At 48.5% G+C, this 15,739-nt stretch carries 14 protein-coding genes; 5 read left to right on the top strand and 9 right to left on the bottom strand.

The annotated features are described in order from the left end of the window. Positions 1-15: 15 nt before the first annotated feature. The 5 genes from PKOR_RS06985 to prmC form a co-directional block, all read right to left on the bottom strand. Positions 16-1,041 (bottom strand): SDR family oxidoreductase, encoded by a 1,026-nt coding sequence (locus tag PKOR_RS06985; protein WP_046309932.1) that lies wholly within the window; start codon positions 1,039-1,041, stop codon positions 16-18. Between the two features lie 27 nt (positions 1,042-1,068). Continuing rightward, positions 1,069-2,118: a dTDP-glucose 4,6-dehydratase gene (gene rfbB / locus PKOR_RS06980; RefSeq protein WP_046309931.1), complete on the bottom strand. Its 1,050-nt coding sequence runs from the start codon at positions 2,116-2,118 to the stop codon at positions 1,069-1,071. 11 nt (positions 2,119-2,129) lie between these two features. Beyond that, a complete protein-coding gene (galE, locus tag PKOR_RS06975; RefSeq protein ID WP_046309930.1) occupies positions 2,130-3,161 on the bottom strand; it encodes a UDP-glucose 4-epimerase GalE in 1,032 nt (343 codons plus the stop codon). A 12-nt stretch (positions 3,162-3,173) separates the two neighbouring features. Continuing rightward, entirely contained in the window at positions 3,174-4,463 is a 1,290-nt protein-coding gene (locus PKOR_RS06970) for a nucleotide sugar dehydrogenase (RefSeq protein WP_046309929.1), read from the bottom strand. A 212-nt stretch (positions 4,464-4,675) separates the two neighbouring features. Continuing rightward, positions 4,676-5,530, bottom strand: a complete 855-nt coding sequence (gene prmC / locus PKOR_RS06965) for a peptide chain release factor N(5)-glutamine methyltransferase (protein ID WP_052738753.1) — start codon at positions 5,528-5,530, stop codon at positions 4,676-4,678. Between the two features lie 179 nt (positions 5,531-5,709). Between prmC and ribD the strand changes: the two genes are divergently transcribed. Both ribD and PKOR_RS06955 read left to right on the top strand, forming a co-directional pair. Further along, on the top strand, positions 5,710-6,741 hold the full coding sequence (gene ribD / locus PKOR_RS06960; protein ID WP_046309928.1) for a bifunctional diaminohydroxyphosphoribosylaminopyrimidine deaminase/5-amino-6-(5-phosphoribosylamino)uracil reductase RibD: 1,032 nt from the start codon (positions 5,710-5,712) through the stop codon (positions 6,739-6,741). A gap of 63 nt (positions 6,742-6,804) precedes the next feature. After that, positions 6,805-7,287, top strand: a complete 483-nt coding sequence (locus PKOR_RS06955; RefSeq protein ID WP_046309927.1) for a GAF domain-containing protein — start codon at positions 6,805-6,807, stop codon at positions 7,285-7,287. 84 nt (positions 7,288-7,371) lie between these two features. On the opposite strand, the gene PKOR_RS06950 is transcribed toward PKOR_RS06955, so the two are convergent. From PKOR_RS06950 to PKOR_RS06935, 4 genes are all read right to left on the bottom strand, one after another. Beyond that, positions 7,372-8,055, bottom strand: a complete 684-nt coding sequence (locus tag PKOR_RS06950; RefSeq protein WP_046309924.1) for a phosphatidylserine decarboxylase family protein — start codon at positions 8,053-8,055, stop codon at positions 7,372-7,374. A 118-nt stretch (positions 8,056-8,173) separates the two neighbouring features. Further along, complete coding sequence (locus tag PKOR_RS06945; RefSeq protein ID WP_046314196.1) at positions 8,174-9,448, bottom strand: Glu/Leu/Phe/Val family dehydrogenase; 1,275 nt, start codon at positions 9,446-9,448, stop codon at positions 8,174-8,176. A 103-nt stretch (positions 9,449-9,551) separates the two neighbouring features. Next, positions 9,552-10,379: a phosphatidate cytidylyltransferase gene (locus PKOR_RS06940; RefSeq protein WP_046309921.1), complete on the bottom strand. Its 828-nt coding sequence runs from the start codon at positions 10,377-10,379 to the stop codon at positions 9,552-9,554. A 59-nt stretch (positions 10,380-10,438) separates the two neighbouring features. Further along, positions 10,439-11,404, bottom strand: coding sequence for a CPBP family intramembrane glutamic endopeptidase (locus PKOR_RS06935; protein WP_046309919.1), 966 nt, complete (start codon positions 11,402-11,404; stop codon positions 10,439-10,441). 53 nt (positions 11,405-11,457) lie between these two features. Here PKOR_RS06935 and dusB point away from each other — a divergent pair, with 53 nt between their 5' ends. The 3 genes from dusB (at position 11,458) to PKOR_RS06915 (ending at position 15,706) form a co-directional block, all read left to right on the top strand. Next, positions 11,458-12,447 (top strand): tRNA dihydrouridine synthase DusB, encoded by a 990-nt coding sequence (dusB, locus tag PKOR_RS06930; RefSeq protein ID WP_046309918.1) that lies wholly within the window; start codon positions 11,458-11,460, stop codon positions 12,445-12,447. 148 nt (positions 12,448-12,595) lie between these two features. Continuing rightward, the gene (locus PKOR_RS06925; RefSeq protein WP_235337493.1) at positions 12,596-13,501 is read left to right on the top strand and encodes a DMT family transporter; all 906 of its coding nucleotides are present in this window, start codon (positions 12,596-12,598) and stop codon (positions 13,499-13,501) included. 216 nt (positions 13,502-13,717) lie between these two features. Continuing rightward, complete coding sequence (locus PKOR_RS06915) at positions 13,718-15,706, top strand: Na+/H+ antiporter NhaC family protein (protein ID WP_071843121.1); 1,989 nt, start codon at positions 13,718-13,720, stop codon at positions 15,704-15,706. The last annotated feature ends 33 nt before the right edge of the window (positions 15,707-15,739 follow it).

Here is a 15,739-nt window from a genome sequence, read left to right as displayed (position 1 = left end):
TCTTGCTTATAGAGCCTATTTCTCAGCAACTGTTTTAGAGCCCCTGTAGATAAATTCTTCGTTATTTTTAAACCATTCAAAAGTGCGTTGAAGCCCCTCTTCGATGCGCACCTTCGGGTCATACTTCAAGAGGCGCTGCGCCTTTGAGATATCGGCAAGGCTATCACGGATATCGCCTGCCCGGTTAGGACCATGCACTGGCTCCACATCGGCGCCAGCCGTTTCCTTCAGGATGTTGAACATCTCCAGCAGAGAAGTTCTGTCGCCCACTGCAATGTTATACACTTGGTTCACAGCCTCCGGGTTATCCACTAGAGCCGCCTTGATGTTAGCCTGCACGCAGTTCTCCACAAAGGTAAAGTCGCGTGTTTGGCCTCCGTCACCATTTATCTTTGGGGAACGGTTATGGATCAGCGCATCTATAAAGAGCGGAATCACGGCAGCGTAGGCACCGTTAGGATCCTGCTTTGGACCAAAGATGTTAAAGTAGCGCAGCCCGATAATCTCCATGCCATAGGTCTTGCCAAATACATCCGCATACAGCTCATTTGCATATTTAGTCACTGCATAAGGAGAAAGAGGCTTTCCAATTCTATCCTCTACCTTTGGTAGCTCCTTGCTGTCGCCGTAGGTGGAAGAAGAAGCGGCATACACAAAGCGCTTCACGTTCCGCTCCTTGGCCGCCGTCAGCATATTCACAAAGCCGCCCACGTTCACATCATTGCTAGTGATGGGATCGTTTATGCTTCTCGGCACAGAGCCAAGCGCCGCCTGGTGCAGCACCACATCCATTCCAGCACAGGCCTCCAGGCATATCTGCACATCCCGTATATCTCCCTCTACCAACTCAAAAGCTGGATTGTCCAGGAACTGCTCAATATTCTTGCGGTAGCCATTGGAGAAGTTGTCCAGCACACGCACCTTGCCTACCTTGTACTTCAGCAGGTACTCAACCAGGTTAGAACCTATAAAGCCAGCACCACCTGTTACCAGAAACGACAGGTTCTCCAGCGACTTCTCATGGAATGGGGAATTGTACATATTATCTCTATTACGAAAATTCAAATCTTATCTGTTTGTGTACTGCTGCTCATAGTAGCTCTGGTAGTTTCCGGAGGTGACGCTCTCGAGCCACCCGGGGTTCTCCAGGTACCAGTCCACCGTCTTGCTCAGGCCCTCCTCGAAGGTCACCGACGGCCTCCAGCCCAGCTCACGCATCAGCTTCGAAGAGTCGATGGCGTAGCGCAGGTCATGGCCGGCGCGGTCCTTGACAAAGGTGATGAGCTTTCTCGAGTGGCCCTTCTCGCGCCCCAGCTTCTGGTCCATCACATCGCAGAGCAAGTGGATTAGGTCCAGGTTGCGCCACTCGTTCACCCCGCCGATGTTGTAGGTCTCGCCCACCCTGCCCTCATGGAAGATCACATCGATGGCCCTCGCGTGGTCGAGCACGTAGAGCCAATCACGCACATTCTCTCCTTTACCGTACACCGGCACCGGCTTTTCGCTTTTGATGTTGTGGATCGCCAGCGGGATGAGCTTCTCGGGGAAGTGGTTCGGGCCGTAGTTGTTCGAGCAGTTGGACACCTTCACCGGCAGGCCGTAGGTATGGTGCCAGGCCCTGACGAAGTGGTCGGAAGAGGCCTTGGAGGCTGAGTACGGGGAGCGCGGGTCGTAGGCCGTGGACTCGGTGAAGAGCCCCTGCTCGCCCAGCGAGCCGTACACCTCGTCGGTGGAGATGTGGTAGAACAGGTGCTTGCCCAAGTCATCTTTCCAGTGCCTCCTGGCCGCGTTCAGCAGGTTCACCGTGCCGATCACGTTCGTCTCGACGAAAGCCAAGGGGTCTGTAATGGAGCGGTCCACGTGCGACTCGGCCGCCAGGTGGATCACCGCGTCGAACTTATACCCGGAGAAGATCTCCTCCAGGTAGCCTGCGTCCACGATGTCTCCCCTGAGGAAGGTGTAGTTCTCCCTGTCCTCGATGTCGGAGAGGTTCTCCAAGTTGCCCGCGTAGGTGAGCTTGTCGAGGTTGTAGACCTGGTAGTGCGGGTACTTGGTAACGAACAGCCGCACCACGTGCGAACCAATGAAACCAGCACCCCCTGTAATCAATACCTTCATCTTAATATCTACTATTTTACTTTCTGAAGAGACACTTGCCAATCCCAAGCGCTTTTCATCGCTTCTTCCAGTGTGCTGGTGGTTTTGAAACCAAGCACCTCTGTCGCTTTGGTCACGTCAGCGTATATCTTAGGCACATCACCGGCACGGCGTGGACCTACTTTATAGTTCAGCTTCTGCCCTGATGCCTTCTCAAAAGCTTTGATCGCCTCTAGTACAGTATTACCTGTACCTGTGCCTACATTAAAGAATTCAATGCTGTCAGCTTTGCCCTGCAGCAAACGCTCTACTGCCACCACGTGTGCTTTTGCCAAATCTACCACATGAATGTAGTCCCGAACACACGTGCCATCCGGTGTATCATAGTCATCCCCAAATACTGTAAGCTGCTCACGTATTCCTGCCGCTGTTTGTGTAATAAAAGGCACTAAGTTATTTGGCACCCCTAGTGGCAACTCTCCAATCTTTGCTGAGGGGTGGGCTCCAATAGGGTTAAAGTAACGCAGAGCAATGGATTTAAGCTGACTTTTCCCGCTGCTAGCGAGATCAGTAAGAACCTCTTCACATACCTTTTTAGTATTTCCATATGGAGAGTTAGCTTTCTGCACCGGCGTCTCTTCCGTTACAGGCAACTTATCCGGAATGCCATACACCGTGCAGGATGATGAAAACACCAGGCTAGGCACCTTAAACTCATCCATCACCTGCAGCAGCGCTACAAGAGAGCCTACATTATTGTGGTAGTACTTTAGTGGCTCCGACACTGATTCCCCTACAGCCTTATAAGCTGCAAAGTGGATTACACCTTGTATATTCTGTTCCTGTCTAAACACCTGCCGCAACGCCTCAACATCAGTACAATCGATGCGGTGACAAGGTACATTGCGACCAAGTATATCTGCAATTCCCTCAAGTGCACTCTCCTCTGAGTTAGAGAAGTTGTCTATAATCACAGGCTCGTATCCTGCTTCCACCAGCTCCACCACGGTGTGAGAGCCGATATAGCCTGCGCCTCCGGTTACCAATATCTTTTCGTTTGCCAACAGTCTAATTTTTTATAAACTCTTATATTCTATTTCAGAAATCTTGTTGCGGAAGATGCCCTTCAGGTCCACAAGAATAGGACTACCGTTCATGATTGACTTGAAATAGTTCTCATCCAGTTCCAGGTACGGCTTGTGCGGCACAGCCACCACAACAGCATCATAGTCCTTACCAGCCTCTTCCACCAGACCAAAACCATACTCGTGCTGCAGTTCTTCAGAGCTTGCGTAGGGATCCACTACCTCAACATTTACATTGAAGCTCCTCAACTCACGAATCACATCTACTACCTTAGAGTTACGAATATCTTCTACGTTTTCCTTGAAAGTAGCTCCCATTACCAGCACCTTCGTCTGAGAAACATTCTTGCCGCGCATGATCATCATTTTCACCAGTTTGTTGGCGATATGCGCGCCCATGTTATCGTTGGTGCTGCGACCGCTGAGGATAACTTTGGCATCATAACCTAATGCCTTGGCTTTGTAAGTCAGGTAGTATGGATCTACACCGATGCAGTGGCCGCCCACCAGACCAGGAGAGAAACGCAGGAAGTTCCATTTAGTGCCTGCAGCCTCCAAAACCTCATAAGTGTTGATGTTCATCTTATCAAAGATGATGGACAACTCGTTCATGAGCGCAATGTTAAGGTCACGCTGTGTGTTCTCAATCACTTTGGCAGCCTCAGCCACTTTGATAGTAGAAGCACGGTGTACACCTGCATCAATCACTAGTTCATATACTTGCGCAATTTCTTCGGCTGCCTCCGGATCGCTACCAGAGACAACTTTCACAATCTTTGCCAAAGTATGCTCCTTATCACCTGGGTTTATACGCTCCGGTGAATAACCTACTTTGAAGTCTTCACCAAACTTCAACCCTGACTCACGCTCCAGTACTGGTACACAGTCTTCCTCCGTGCAACCAGGATACACTGTCGATTCAAACACGACATAGTCACCTTTCTTCAGCACTTTACCAACAGTAGTAGAGGCAGAAAGAAGTGGCTTTAGGTCTGGCTGAGCATGCTCGTCGATAGGTGTAGGAACAGCCACAATAAAGAAGCAGGCCTCGCGCAGTACATCAAGACTATCAGTAAACTCTATGTCTGCCCCCTCAAATTCGCTGCTCTCCAACTCTCCACTTGGGTCAATGTTGTTGCGCATTAATTCTACGCGCTTCGAGTTTATATCAAACCCGATTACTTTTACTTTCTTAGCAAAGGCTAATGCAATAGGCAATCCTACGTAGCCTAAGCCAATAACTGCAAGTTTGGCTTCTTTATTAAGTATTTCCTGGTACACGTTGATTATGTTTGTTTAGTCTGTTCAAGTATTTTACTAGTATTTGATTAGTGCCACTCCACAAAACGTGAATGGAACGACCTATCATAAGCGAGCAGTACAACTTTATAGTAGCTAATGCTTCAGCACGCCTGCGCAGAGTATACTTTGCTGCAAAAGTACAATTTTAACTTTTACATCGAATAATTTACTCCTTATTTTCTGTGCATAAGCTATCGTATGCCCTTAACGATGCGCTCCTTGCCAAACAAATCCTCAACTACCTCCGCCTCTGCAAAGCCTGCTTGGTTTAGAAGCTCTTGCACCTGCTGGCCGTAGCGCTCGTTTATCTCAAAGTATAAGTTACCACCTTTTTTCAGAAGCTGTAGCGCCACCTCAGTTATTCTTTTGTAGTATTTAAGCGGATCCTGGTCAGGCACGAACAGCGCCAGGTGGGGTTCATACTGCAGTACGTTCTGCCGCATCTGCATCTTCTCCTCTTCAAGCACATAGGGCGGATTACTCGTGATAATATCTAAGGACTCAGCAGCTATACGAGGCACTGGCTCAAAAATATCCGCCTGTATCCACTCTACTAGCAGGTTATACTCTCTGGCATTAGCTTTGGCTACCTTCAATGCTCCTTCCGATACCTCAAGGCCGTATACTTGTGCACGGGGCAAATTTGCTGCCAAGGCCAATGGAATGCACCCACTGCCTGCACAAATATCCAGCACTTGTAGCCCCTCCTGCCCTTTATGCTCTCGCAGCACCAAATCAACTAACTCCTCCGTCTCGGGCCTTGGTATTAGCACACGTTCATCCACCTGTAGCTCCAGACCATAGAAATGCGCCACCCCCAACACATACTGCACCGGCTCATGCTTCTGTAGTCGCTGCACCATCTGTTCTACCTGCGCCACCTGCTCGGGAGCTACCTCTTCCTGCTGCGACAGCGATAGCTGCACCCGGTTCTTTTGCAGTACATGCTCCAGCACCAGTTGAGCTATACTTGCTACTTCTGGCTCTGAGTGTGTACCTTTTATACTTTCCCGAACGATTTGCTGTAACTGTTGAATAGTAGCCACGTCTATACTTTCTCTTGATTTAGGTATCTTTGCAAAAGTAGGCTTTCTGAGGTAGAAAGCTATAAGGTTTAAATGTTAGGAAGTGCTGATAAAGCCACCTTTGGCTCATCGTGATTGCGCCAAGACCCTATTTTAAGTAATCTTCTAACTTCTTAACTCTCCAACTTTTTAACTGTCCTATGTCCGACGAAAGATGTATGCAACGCGCCCTGGAGCTGGCTCGCCTAGGCAATGGCTGCACCAGCCCCAATCCAATGGTAGGTTGTGTGGTGGTGCACGACGGGCAGATTATTGGTGAAGGCTGGCATAAACAGCATGGCGGCCCGCATGCCGAGGTGAACGCTATTGCCTCAGTAGAGGATAAAAGTTTGTTACCTAAGAGCCGCGTATATGTAACACTGGAACCGTGCTCGCACTATGGCAAAACCCCTCCCTGTGCCGATTTGCTTATTAGCCATGGTGTAAAGGATGTAGTTATCTGCAATACTGACCCTAACCCACTGGTAGCGGGCCGTGGCATCAAAAAGCTATTTGAGGCGGGAACACAGGTAAAGGTAGGCGTTCTGGAGGAAGAAGGACTTGAACTAAACAGACGTTTCTTTACTTTCCACAGCCGAAAGCGCCCCTATCTTACGCTTAAATGGGCCGAGACAGCAGACGGTTTTATCGCTGCAGCCAACTACCAACAAGAGCAGATCAGTGGAGTGCTGGCACAAAGGCTGGTGCATAAATGGCGATCTGAAGAGCAGGCAATTATGGTTGGCAGTCGTACTGCCCTCTACGATAACCCTCGCCTGAACACGCGCCTCTGGCATGGCTCTAGCCCGCTTCGCATTGTGATAGACAAAAACCTGCTCCTCCCCCCTCACCTTCACCTTTTTGACGGAAGCCAGCCTACGGTGGTTTATACTTACAAAGAGCAGGAGAGCCGCGAAAATGTACACTTTGTGCAACTGAGGGAGGATGAACCCATGCTACCGCAGATCATGCAGGAGCTGCACCAGCGCAATGTGCTGTCGGTGATGGTAGAGGGTGGCACTTTTCTGCTGGAGAGCCTGCTGCAGGCTAACCTTTGGGACGAAGCTTTGGTCTTTAAAAGCCTGCACAAAACTATACCTGCCGGCGTGAAGGCTCCAGGTATGGCGTTCGGTAAATTGAGCAGCATTCAAACCATAGGCCTTGATCAGCTGTTGCACTACCATAACAGATAAAAACGTTACTGATAATCAAGCATAAATTACTTATTTACCCAATTTCTCATTCGTAACTACACTATGGCCGAGTCTCTTATAGTAGATGCTAACTTAAGCAAAGAGGAAAAGTATAAAGCGCTGCTTCCGCAAATAGAAGCATTAACTACAGGCGAAACTGATCTTATAGCCAACATCTCTAATATGGTAGCTGCTCTGCGCCAGGGCATGGGCTTCTTTTGGGTAGGCGTGTACTTCAATAAGGAAGAACAGCTGGTACTGGGGCCATTCCAAGGACCTGTTGCCTGCACACGCATAGCTTACCACAAAGGAGTTTGCGGTGCCTGCTATACTCAGCAGAAAACTATCTTAGTTCCTGATGTGGAGGCTTTTCCTGGTCATATTGCCTGCAGCAGCGACTCTAAGTCAGAAATTGTGTTGCCAGCCATAAAAGATGGCGAGGTAAAACTGGTGCTAGATGTCGACAGCGACAAGCTCAACGACTTTGATGCAGTAGACCAAAAGTATCTGGAGCAACTGATGAAACTCGTAGAAAGCTGGTACTAAACGCTTCAAGCTTTATAAAACAGAAAGGCCGCTGCAGTTTATACTTGCAGCGGCCTTTCTGTTTTATGCTTTATGTCCATTGTTTTACCCAAAGATAGTTGGTGGTGGCGTCTTCAACTGGGCGATTACTGTTTGGCCACCTTTAGTTTTCTGACCCAACTCGGCTTTGATTTCTGTGTCAAGTGGCACAAAGATGTCTACACGAGAACCGAATTTGATAAAGCCGAATTCTTCTCCCTGGCTCACCTCGTCGCCCTCATTCACATACCATACAATACGGCGTGCCATAGCTCCGGCAATCTGGCGAAAAAGCACTTCCGGCCCTGCCGTAGATTCCACCACTACGGTAGTACGCTCATTCTGCGTGCTTGATTTTGGGTGCCAAGCTACAAAGTAGTTCCCCGGGTGATACTTAAAATATTTTACGATGCCGGATACAGGGTTGCGCGTGATGTGCACATTGATCGGCGACATGAAAATAGAAATCTGCTTACGCTTATCTTTGAAATACTCCGGCTCCTCCACCTCTTCAATTACTACCACTTTGCCATCGGCCGGGGCAATAATCAAGTCATCATGCAGCAGCAAAGTACGATAAGGGCTTCGGAAGAACTGCAGGATTAACAGGAAAAGAACGGCTGAAACGGCGGAAAAAACTTTATTAAAGGTACCATTCTCTGCGTTGAAGTTGTAGAGCAACAGGTTAAGCACTACCAAAATCAACAATGTAAAAAATAATATTTTCCGTCCTTCCTTGTGAATTTTCATCCGATTTTATGTTTGCCGCAGGTACTTTATAAGTTATAATAGCCCATCCAGTTACATAGATGGGCTATTACCTGCTTCAAAATTATACAATCTTTCGCTTATTCCTCTAAAAATTTTTCTAGAAGCCCCCGCGATATTTGTATGTCATGGCAACTTTATCGATTGCTACAATGTAGGCTGCAATACGCATTGGCACATTATACTTCTGCGATGCTGCATACACACGCTCAAAGGCCTCGTTCATAATGCGCTCGGCACGCTCATTTACGCGGTCCAGTGTCCATTTAAAGCCCATGCGGTTTTGCACCCACTCGAAGTATGACACGGTAACACCTCCAGAGTTAGCGAGAATATCCGGCACTACCATAATACCTTTCTCGTTGATGATATTGTCAGCCTTATAAGAGGTTGGACCGTTGGCACCTTCTACAATCAGGCGGGCCTGGATCTTGTTTACATTGTGGATCGTGATAACGTCTTCCACAGCGGCCGGTACCAGCACGTCCACTTTAGTAGTAAGCAGTTCGCCCGGATCCATTTGCTCTGCACCTTTGTAGCCCTCAAGACGGCCGTTGTGTGCATTTTTATACTCAATAGCCTCCTCAATATCAATACCGTTGTCATTCCAGTAAGCACCGCTCACATCACTAACACCAAGTATTTTAACGCCACGCTCAGCCATCAGCTTAGCTGCCCAGGCACCTACGTTACCGAAGCCCTGTACCACAGCTGTTGATTTATTAGGATCCATACCCAGTTTATCCATCGCAGCCATTGCCGACACCATTACACCACGGCCAGTAGCCTCTACACGGCCAAGCGAACCACCTAATACCAGCGGTTTACCTGTTACTACAGCGTGTTCGGTAGAGCCTTTTGTTTTAGAGTATTCGTCCATCAGCCAAGCCATCTCACGCGGGCCAGTACCCATATCCGGAGCTGGAATGTCTCGGTCAGGGCCAAAGATATCTACCAAAGAAGAGGTATAAGCTCTGGTTAAGCGTTCAATTTCGCCAGCAGACATAGAGTATGGATCACAGATTATACCACCTTTTGCTCCACCATAAGGAATGTCAACTACAGCACACTTCCAGGTCATCCAGGCAGCAAGTGCTTTCACTTCATCCAGAAACACATCCGGGGCATAACGGATACCGCCTTTTGATGGGCCCAGAATGTTAGAGTGAATTACACGGAAGCCTTCGAACACACGCACCTTGCCATCATCCATCGTAACAGGCACATTCACTATTACCTGACGCGTAGGAGACTTAAGAACGTTGTACACCTCCTCATCCAACCCTAGCACCTCAGCTGCAATGTTGAAGCGCGACATCATCGACTCGAAAGGATTTTCCCTATCCTTGATCGGTGCTGGCTCTTTATATAACATCATCTACTCAATAAAATTTAGTGTGAGTAATCAATCATTGATAAATTCGAGGCAAAGTTGAGAATTATACTTGCAACCTCCTACGGGCAGGCTACAAAATTTTTTAGAAGATCTGGAGGAAGGCAACAATGAATGGAATAGCCATTAAGAGGCTGTCGAAACGATCGAGAAGGCCACCGTGGCCTGGCAACAGTGTGCCTGAGTCTTTTACGCCAAGGCTGCGCTTAAGCATAGACTCCGAAAGGTCTCCAAGAACCCCGAAAATGGCTACCAATACCGCCATGCCTATCCATTGGTACACCTCTAGGTCCATAAACACGAAGGACATACCGTAGCCAACCAGCACAGCCAATATGGTACCGCCAATCCAACCTTCCCAGGTCTTGCCAGGCGATACGCGCTCGAACAGTTTATGTTTACCAAAGTTCTTACCTGCTATATATGCACCGGTATCTGATGCCCAAATAAGCAGCATCAGGCCAAGTATAGGCTGCCAGCTGTACTCGCCGCCCAGGTATCCCAGCAGGTGCAACAGCCCAAACGGGCCAGCCACATAGGCCGCACCGGTTATAGTGAAAGCAATGTTGGTGAAAGGTTGCGGCTTCTTGCGGTACATTTCAGCGATAAATACCAGAAACAGCAACGGTAAAGAGAGGTACAATAACTCTCCGGGAGCAGAGTCTTTCTGCACCAGAAATACAGACGTAAAGAACACACCGCCAAGCATAAGCCCCAGTGGCTTATTAGGCCTCATACCCTGCACTCCTACCAAAGTATAAAACTCAGAGATGCCTAGCAGGGTAAGCCCCAGAAACAACAGATAATAGGTCCACTCGCTATACCAGATACTCCCTACAAACAACGCGGCGCCCAGCACCCCTACTATGATTCGTTGGTTTAGATTACTGAGGGTTGATAATTTTTTACTCATGAAAAGGACTTGTATCGGCGTAGCGACAAGTATAAGAGGATTAGCTTTGGTTGTTTTACTTATGCCCGGTCTTCTATTTCGCGGGTCTCAGCCATACTTTCTTCGCGCAGTGGCAGGCGGATAAAAGACTGGTACAGAAAGTACAGAATAGCGGCACTTATCAAAACCGACAACGCTATAAGGTACCACGGCATTGCCTCTGTGCTCTCAATATCCGCATCAATGGTGCGCGTTTGCTGCAAGTATAGCATAAAAACCGTAAACCCGTTGTTTACAAAGTGCGCCACAATCGGCACAATAATGCGGCCCGACCAAAAGTATAAATAACCAAACAGTGCTCCAAGTATAGCCCGTGGCAAAAAGCCAAAGAACTGCACGTGGATGGCGGCGAAGATGATACCTGTTACCCAAATGGCCACATGTATGTTACCAGACCAGCGGAAGATTTGCCGCTGTGCAATACCTCTGAACACCAGCTCCTCCCCTACAGCAGGTATAGCCGCAAACACCACCAGACCTATCAGTAACTCAGGCACAGAGCTAAATTGAGTAATGAGCTTAGTAAGCTCTGCCAACTGCTCTTCCTGTTCCCGTGCCCATTGCTCAAAGCCACTCATAAAGTCAGGAAAGCCCATGTTGGCGTTCCAGTTGATGATAACAGAGTTAGCGGGCATGATAGCAATAATCAGCAGGCCGCTCAGCAGCACCAGTAGCCAGGGAGACCGCACCTTCCAATTCAAATAATCGCCTAGCCTATAGTTGAGGGAAAGCAAAAGGATAGCAGGTGCGATAATAAAGGCAATGAATTGCAGCACGCCCTGCAAGAGCAGCATTACATCCGGTCCTTGCGGATGATCGGCCGGGTTAGTGGCCACATTTGCCAGCTCAAAAAGACTAATCCCAAAGATCCAATTTGCCAGCAAACCCACGGCAAACATCGCCACAAAGTAACCGCCAGCCATGTATACTATCAGCAGTAACAATACCCAACTTGGGTACAGATCTTTCGAGATGAAACCTTTCATACTGAAAATTAGGTTTTATTGGCGTAAATTTACGCGAAAATATAGATTTTGCTTTGGTAAAGATTGCTAACATAGAGCTAGGAGAGTTTCCGTTACTACTCGCACCAATGGAGGACGTGAGTGATCCGCCGTTCCGTAAAGTGTGTAAAGCCAACGGTGCCGACCTTATGTACACGGAGTTTATCTCCTCTGAGGGTTTGATACGTGATGCCGCCAAAAGTGTGCAAAAACTCGACATTTTTGACTACGAGCGCCCTATTGGTATACAGATTTTCGGATCTGATATTGAGTCGATGCGTGAGGCCGCTATTGTATCGGCACAGGCAGGCCCAGACCTAATCGATATTAACTATGGCTGCCCTGTAAAGAATGTAGCCTGTAAAGGTGCTGGAGCTGCTTTGCTGCGCGATATTCCTAAAATGGTAAAAATGACCGAGGAAATCGTAAAAGCGACTGACTTGCCTGTTACAGTAAAGACACGCCTGGGCTGGGACGAGAACACCAAGTACATTGTAGAGACAGCTGAGCGTCTGCAGGATATCGGCATAAAAGCTTTAAGTATACATGGCCGCACGCGCGTGCAAATGTATAAAGGGGAGGCCGACTGGAGCCTGATCGCAGAGGTTAAGAACAACCCGCGCATGCACATCCCGATCTTCGGCAACGGCGACATTGATTCTCCGCAGAAAGCACTGGAATACAGCAACAAGTACGGCGTGGATGGCATTATGATCGGCCGCGCCAGCATCGGCTACCCGTGGATCTTCAACGAAATCAAGCATTACATGAACACCGGTGAGATACTGCCGGGGCCGACACTGGAGGAGCGCGTGGAAGTATGCCGCCAGCACTTTACGCACTCGCTGGAATGGAAGGGTGACAAGTTGGGCATCTTTGAGATGCGCCGTCACTACACTAACTACTTCCGTGGCCTTCCACACTTCAAGCCGCTGCGCATGAAACTGGTGCAGTCTGAAGACATTCAGGAGATCTACGACACGCTGGACGAGATCGCCCAAACCATGAGCTATGTGGAGAGTTAAAAAGTTAGAGGGTTAGAAAGTTTTTAAGGAGTTGAAGGTTTGACGTGCATGTTGAGACTTCAACTCCTTTTATATTTGCATTTAAGTCGGGAAGCTGGTTTCTATTATAAACAACTTTCTAACTTTTTAACCTTCTAACTTTCCAACTATCAAAACTGCCACTACTCCCGCTGCACAAGAAACCTCAACTCCAGCAATAGCTTGGGTTCTGGTTACCATACTTGCGCTCATTTGGGGCACCTCGTTTATACTCATCAAAAAAGGGTTGGTAGTATATGCTTCTGATGAAGTAGGTGCTTTGCGCATGGTCATTGCATGTGCAGCATTATTACCGTTTGCTATTAAAAACCTGCGCAAAGTAGAGTCAAGCCGCTGGAAGTTTTTACTAGGCACCGGGCTACTAGGCAACTTCTTTCCGGCCTTTCTATTTGCCATAGCCGAAACGCGACTGGCCAGCGGGCTAGCGGGTGTACTTAACTCGTTAACTGCGCTGTTCACGCTCCTGGTCGGCGCAGTCTTATTTGGCCAGCCCATCACCTGGATGCGCATGTTGGGCATTATTATTGGAATCGCAGGTACGGCTGTCTTGATTTTCTCCGGGAATGGTAATGCTGACCTAGGCAACATGTACTATGGCCTATACATTGTGCTAGCCACTATTTTCTACGGCACCAGTGCTAACATCATCAAGCACCGCCTGCACGGCATGAAGGCGATTGCTCTATCAAGCCTGGCGCTACTTACTGTAGGGCCTGTAGCGTTGGTTTACCTGCTCACCACTGACTTTTTCTACAAACTGCAGCATGTGCCAGGAGCTTGGGAAGCGCTGATGTACATTGCTATATTGGCTGTGTTTAGCACAGCCATCGCACTTATACTTTTCAACAAGCTCATCCACATATCCACTACCCTTTTTGCCAGCTCCACTACCTACTTGATTCCGGTTGTGGCGCTCATGTGGGGCGTGCTGGATGGCGAAACAATTCACCTTTGGCACTACATCGGAATGGTTATTATACTGGTGGGAGTCTTCATTGTGAACCGGGCGAAGTAAGCGTGCCTGTTGAAGGCGCATCTTTACATTTACCTAGCAACTTAAAGCTCTGCTTGCCTTTATAAGCATCTTTCTGAAAGTTCAAACGCCGCTGCTGTATCGATTTATAGCAGTGGTTTCTTTCAGGCTTTGGCCACACACTGCTCCGTACAAACATTTCTGCCTTTCCTGATTCTTTTCTATCTTAGGGAGTTTTCAAACTCGTCATCATTCTGAATGAAGCTTTATAAGCCCCTCCTGAGCCTTTTGCTGCTCATCCTGCTGTCGGTGCAAGCCATGTCGCAAGACCTGGTTTCCAAAGACGACATTCAAGAGCTGCAACTACAGGCTATTAACGACACTGCCTTCACCCTGCGCACCGTCACCGAATCTGGCAACCTGATGAAGTATAACGGCCCGCTGCCGCTGCGCATTAACGGGGAGCTCCAGGAGGCCACCTTCACTGACGGAGAAACGATGTTCTCGATACCCGAAAGCGCTGAACTAGTGCAGGTAAGCGCCAACATGGGCACGCACACCATGGCACGACTCTACCGCCTGGATGTAGAGGAAAAGCGGGGCGTAAAGGAATTCCCTATGTGGCTGTCTATACTTCCGCCGCTCATTGCCATTGTATTGGCTTTGATTTTCAGAGAAGTGTTACTGGCCCTTTTTGCAGGCATCTGGATCGGCGGCTTTGTAATTTATGGCTTATCGCCAAAGTCCGTGTTTACGGGGCTGTTGGCTGTAGGCGACACTTACCTGATGGAAGCCCTCACTGATGGCGACCACGTATCTGTTATCATCTTTTCTATGCTAATTGGGGGCATGGTAGCCATCATATCTAAAAATGGAGGTATGGCCGGGGTAGTAAACTTGCTCTCGCGCTATGCCCGCTCTGCCAAAAGCTCTCAGGTTGTAACCTGGGTATTAGGTGTGGCTATCTTTTTCGACGACTATGCTAATACACTGATTGTAGGTAACACTATGCGGCCGGTAACAGATAAGCACCGCATTTCCCGTGAAAAACTAGCTTATATTGTAGATAGCACCGCTGCTCCTGTAGCCGCTATCGCCTTTGTAACAACTTGGGTTGGGGCTGAACTAGGGTATATAAAGGATGCGGCTGCTCAACTGGGCATAGAGGAAGGCGCTTACTCGCTGTTTTTCCACTCGCTGGAGTACGCTTATTACCCAGTACTGACACTGGTGTTTATGCTGATGCTAATCCTGATGAACCGCGACTACGGAACAATGCATAAGGCTGAAATAAGAGCTCGTGCTACCGGAGAGGTTTCTGCTACTCGCACCGATCGTGCCGGCCAGGAGAGACAGCAACACGAGATGGCTGAGTTCGAACCAATAGACGAAACCCGTACCCGCGCCATCAACGCGCTACTTCCTGTGCTAACTGTAATCTGCGGCACCATGATTGGCCTGCTTTATACAGGTTATAACCCAGATGTTTGGTCAGACGCCAGCCTTGGCTTCTTCCGCAAGCTCTCCATCACCATCGGTGACTCCAACTCCTACACCGCTTTAATCTGGGCCTCCCTTAGCGGTGTGATAGTAGCAATTGCCCTTACCATGAGCCAGCGCATTATGAGCCTTACAGAAACAATGGAGTCTTTGACAACTGGATTTAAGACGATGCTGCCAGCCATACTTATACTGGTACTGGCTTGGTCCTTGGCAGCTGTTACGCAGGAGCTGTATACTGCCGAATACCTGACATCGCTATTCTCAGGCAATATATCACCTCACTTCCTGCCGGAGATCACTTTCTTCCTGGCGGCTATTATTGCCTTCTCTACCGGTTCTAGCTGGGGTACCATGGCCATACTTTATCCGCTCATGATGCCGGCCGCTTGGTATGTGTGCCAGCAACAGGGCTTTAGTGTGGAGGAAACAATGCCGATTATCTATAATGTAATTTCAGTTGTGCTAGCGGGCTCTGTATTCGGCGACCATTGTTCCCCTATCTCTGACACTACGATCCTAAGCTCGCTTGCCTCTGGCTGTAACCATATAGACCACGTAAAAACGCAGCTTCCTTATGCTATCACAGTAGCACTAGTGGCTAATATTATTTGCACTAATCTCTCCACTTTTGGAGTACACTGGCTGCTTGTGTACCTGATTGGCGCAGTCATACTTTGGGGTTTAATAAAACTGCTGGGCAAGAAGAACGAAGTAGAAGCTGTTCATGCTACAGAGGCTGCATAAAACCACAGCTATCATTATAAACAGCAATGGCTG

It is taken from the genome of Pontibacter korlensis (assembly GCF_000973725.1).
Taxonomy (GTDB): domain Bacteria; phylum Bacteroidota; class Bacteroidia; order Cytophagales; family Hymenobacteraceae; genus Pontibacter; species Pontibacter korlensis.
Note: the sequence above shows the minus strand (reverse complement) of the source record. Positions and strands in the feature narration are given on the sequence as shown.

What these genes read in the sequence shown, in the direction of transcription:
- PKOR_RS06985 (WP_046309932.1), bottom strand. Translation starts at nt 1,041, where the DNA reads ATGTACAATTCCCCATTCCATGAGAAGTCGCTGGAGAACCTGTCGTTT.
- rfbB (WP_046309931.1), bottom strand. Translation starts at nt 2,118, where the DNA reads ATGAAGGTATTGATTACAGGGGGTGCTGGTTTCATTGGTTCGCACGTG.
- ribD (WP_046309928.1), top strand. Translation starts at nt 5,710, where the DNA reads ATGTCCGACGAAAGATGTATGCAACGCGCCCTGGAGCTGGCTCGCCTA.
- PKOR_RS06955 (WP_046309927.1), top strand. Translation starts at nt 6,805, where the DNA reads ATGGCCGAGTCTCTTATAGTAGATGCTAACTTAAGCAAAGAGGAAAAG.
- PKOR_RS06950 (WP_046309924.1), bottom strand. Translation starts at nt 8,055, where the DNA reads ATGAAAATTCACAAGGAAGGACGGAAAATATTATTTTTTACATTGTTG.
- PKOR_RS06945 (WP_046314196.1), bottom strand. Translation starts at nt 9,448, where the DNA reads ATGTTATATAAAGAGCCAGCACCGATCAAGGATAGGGAAAATCCTTTC.
- PKOR_RS06940 (WP_046309921.1), bottom strand. Translation starts at nt 10,379, where the DNA reads ATGAGTAAAAAATTATCAACCCTCAGTAATCTAAACCAACGAATCATA.
- PKOR_RS06935 (WP_046309919.1), bottom strand. Translation starts at nt 11,404, where the DNA reads ATGAAAGGTTTCATCTCGAAAGATCTGTACCCAAGTTGGGTATTGTTA.
- PKOR_RS06915 (WP_071843121.1), top strand. Translation starts at nt 13,718, where the DNA reads ATGAAGCTTTATAAGCCCCTCCTGAGCCTTTTGCTGCTCATCCTGCTG.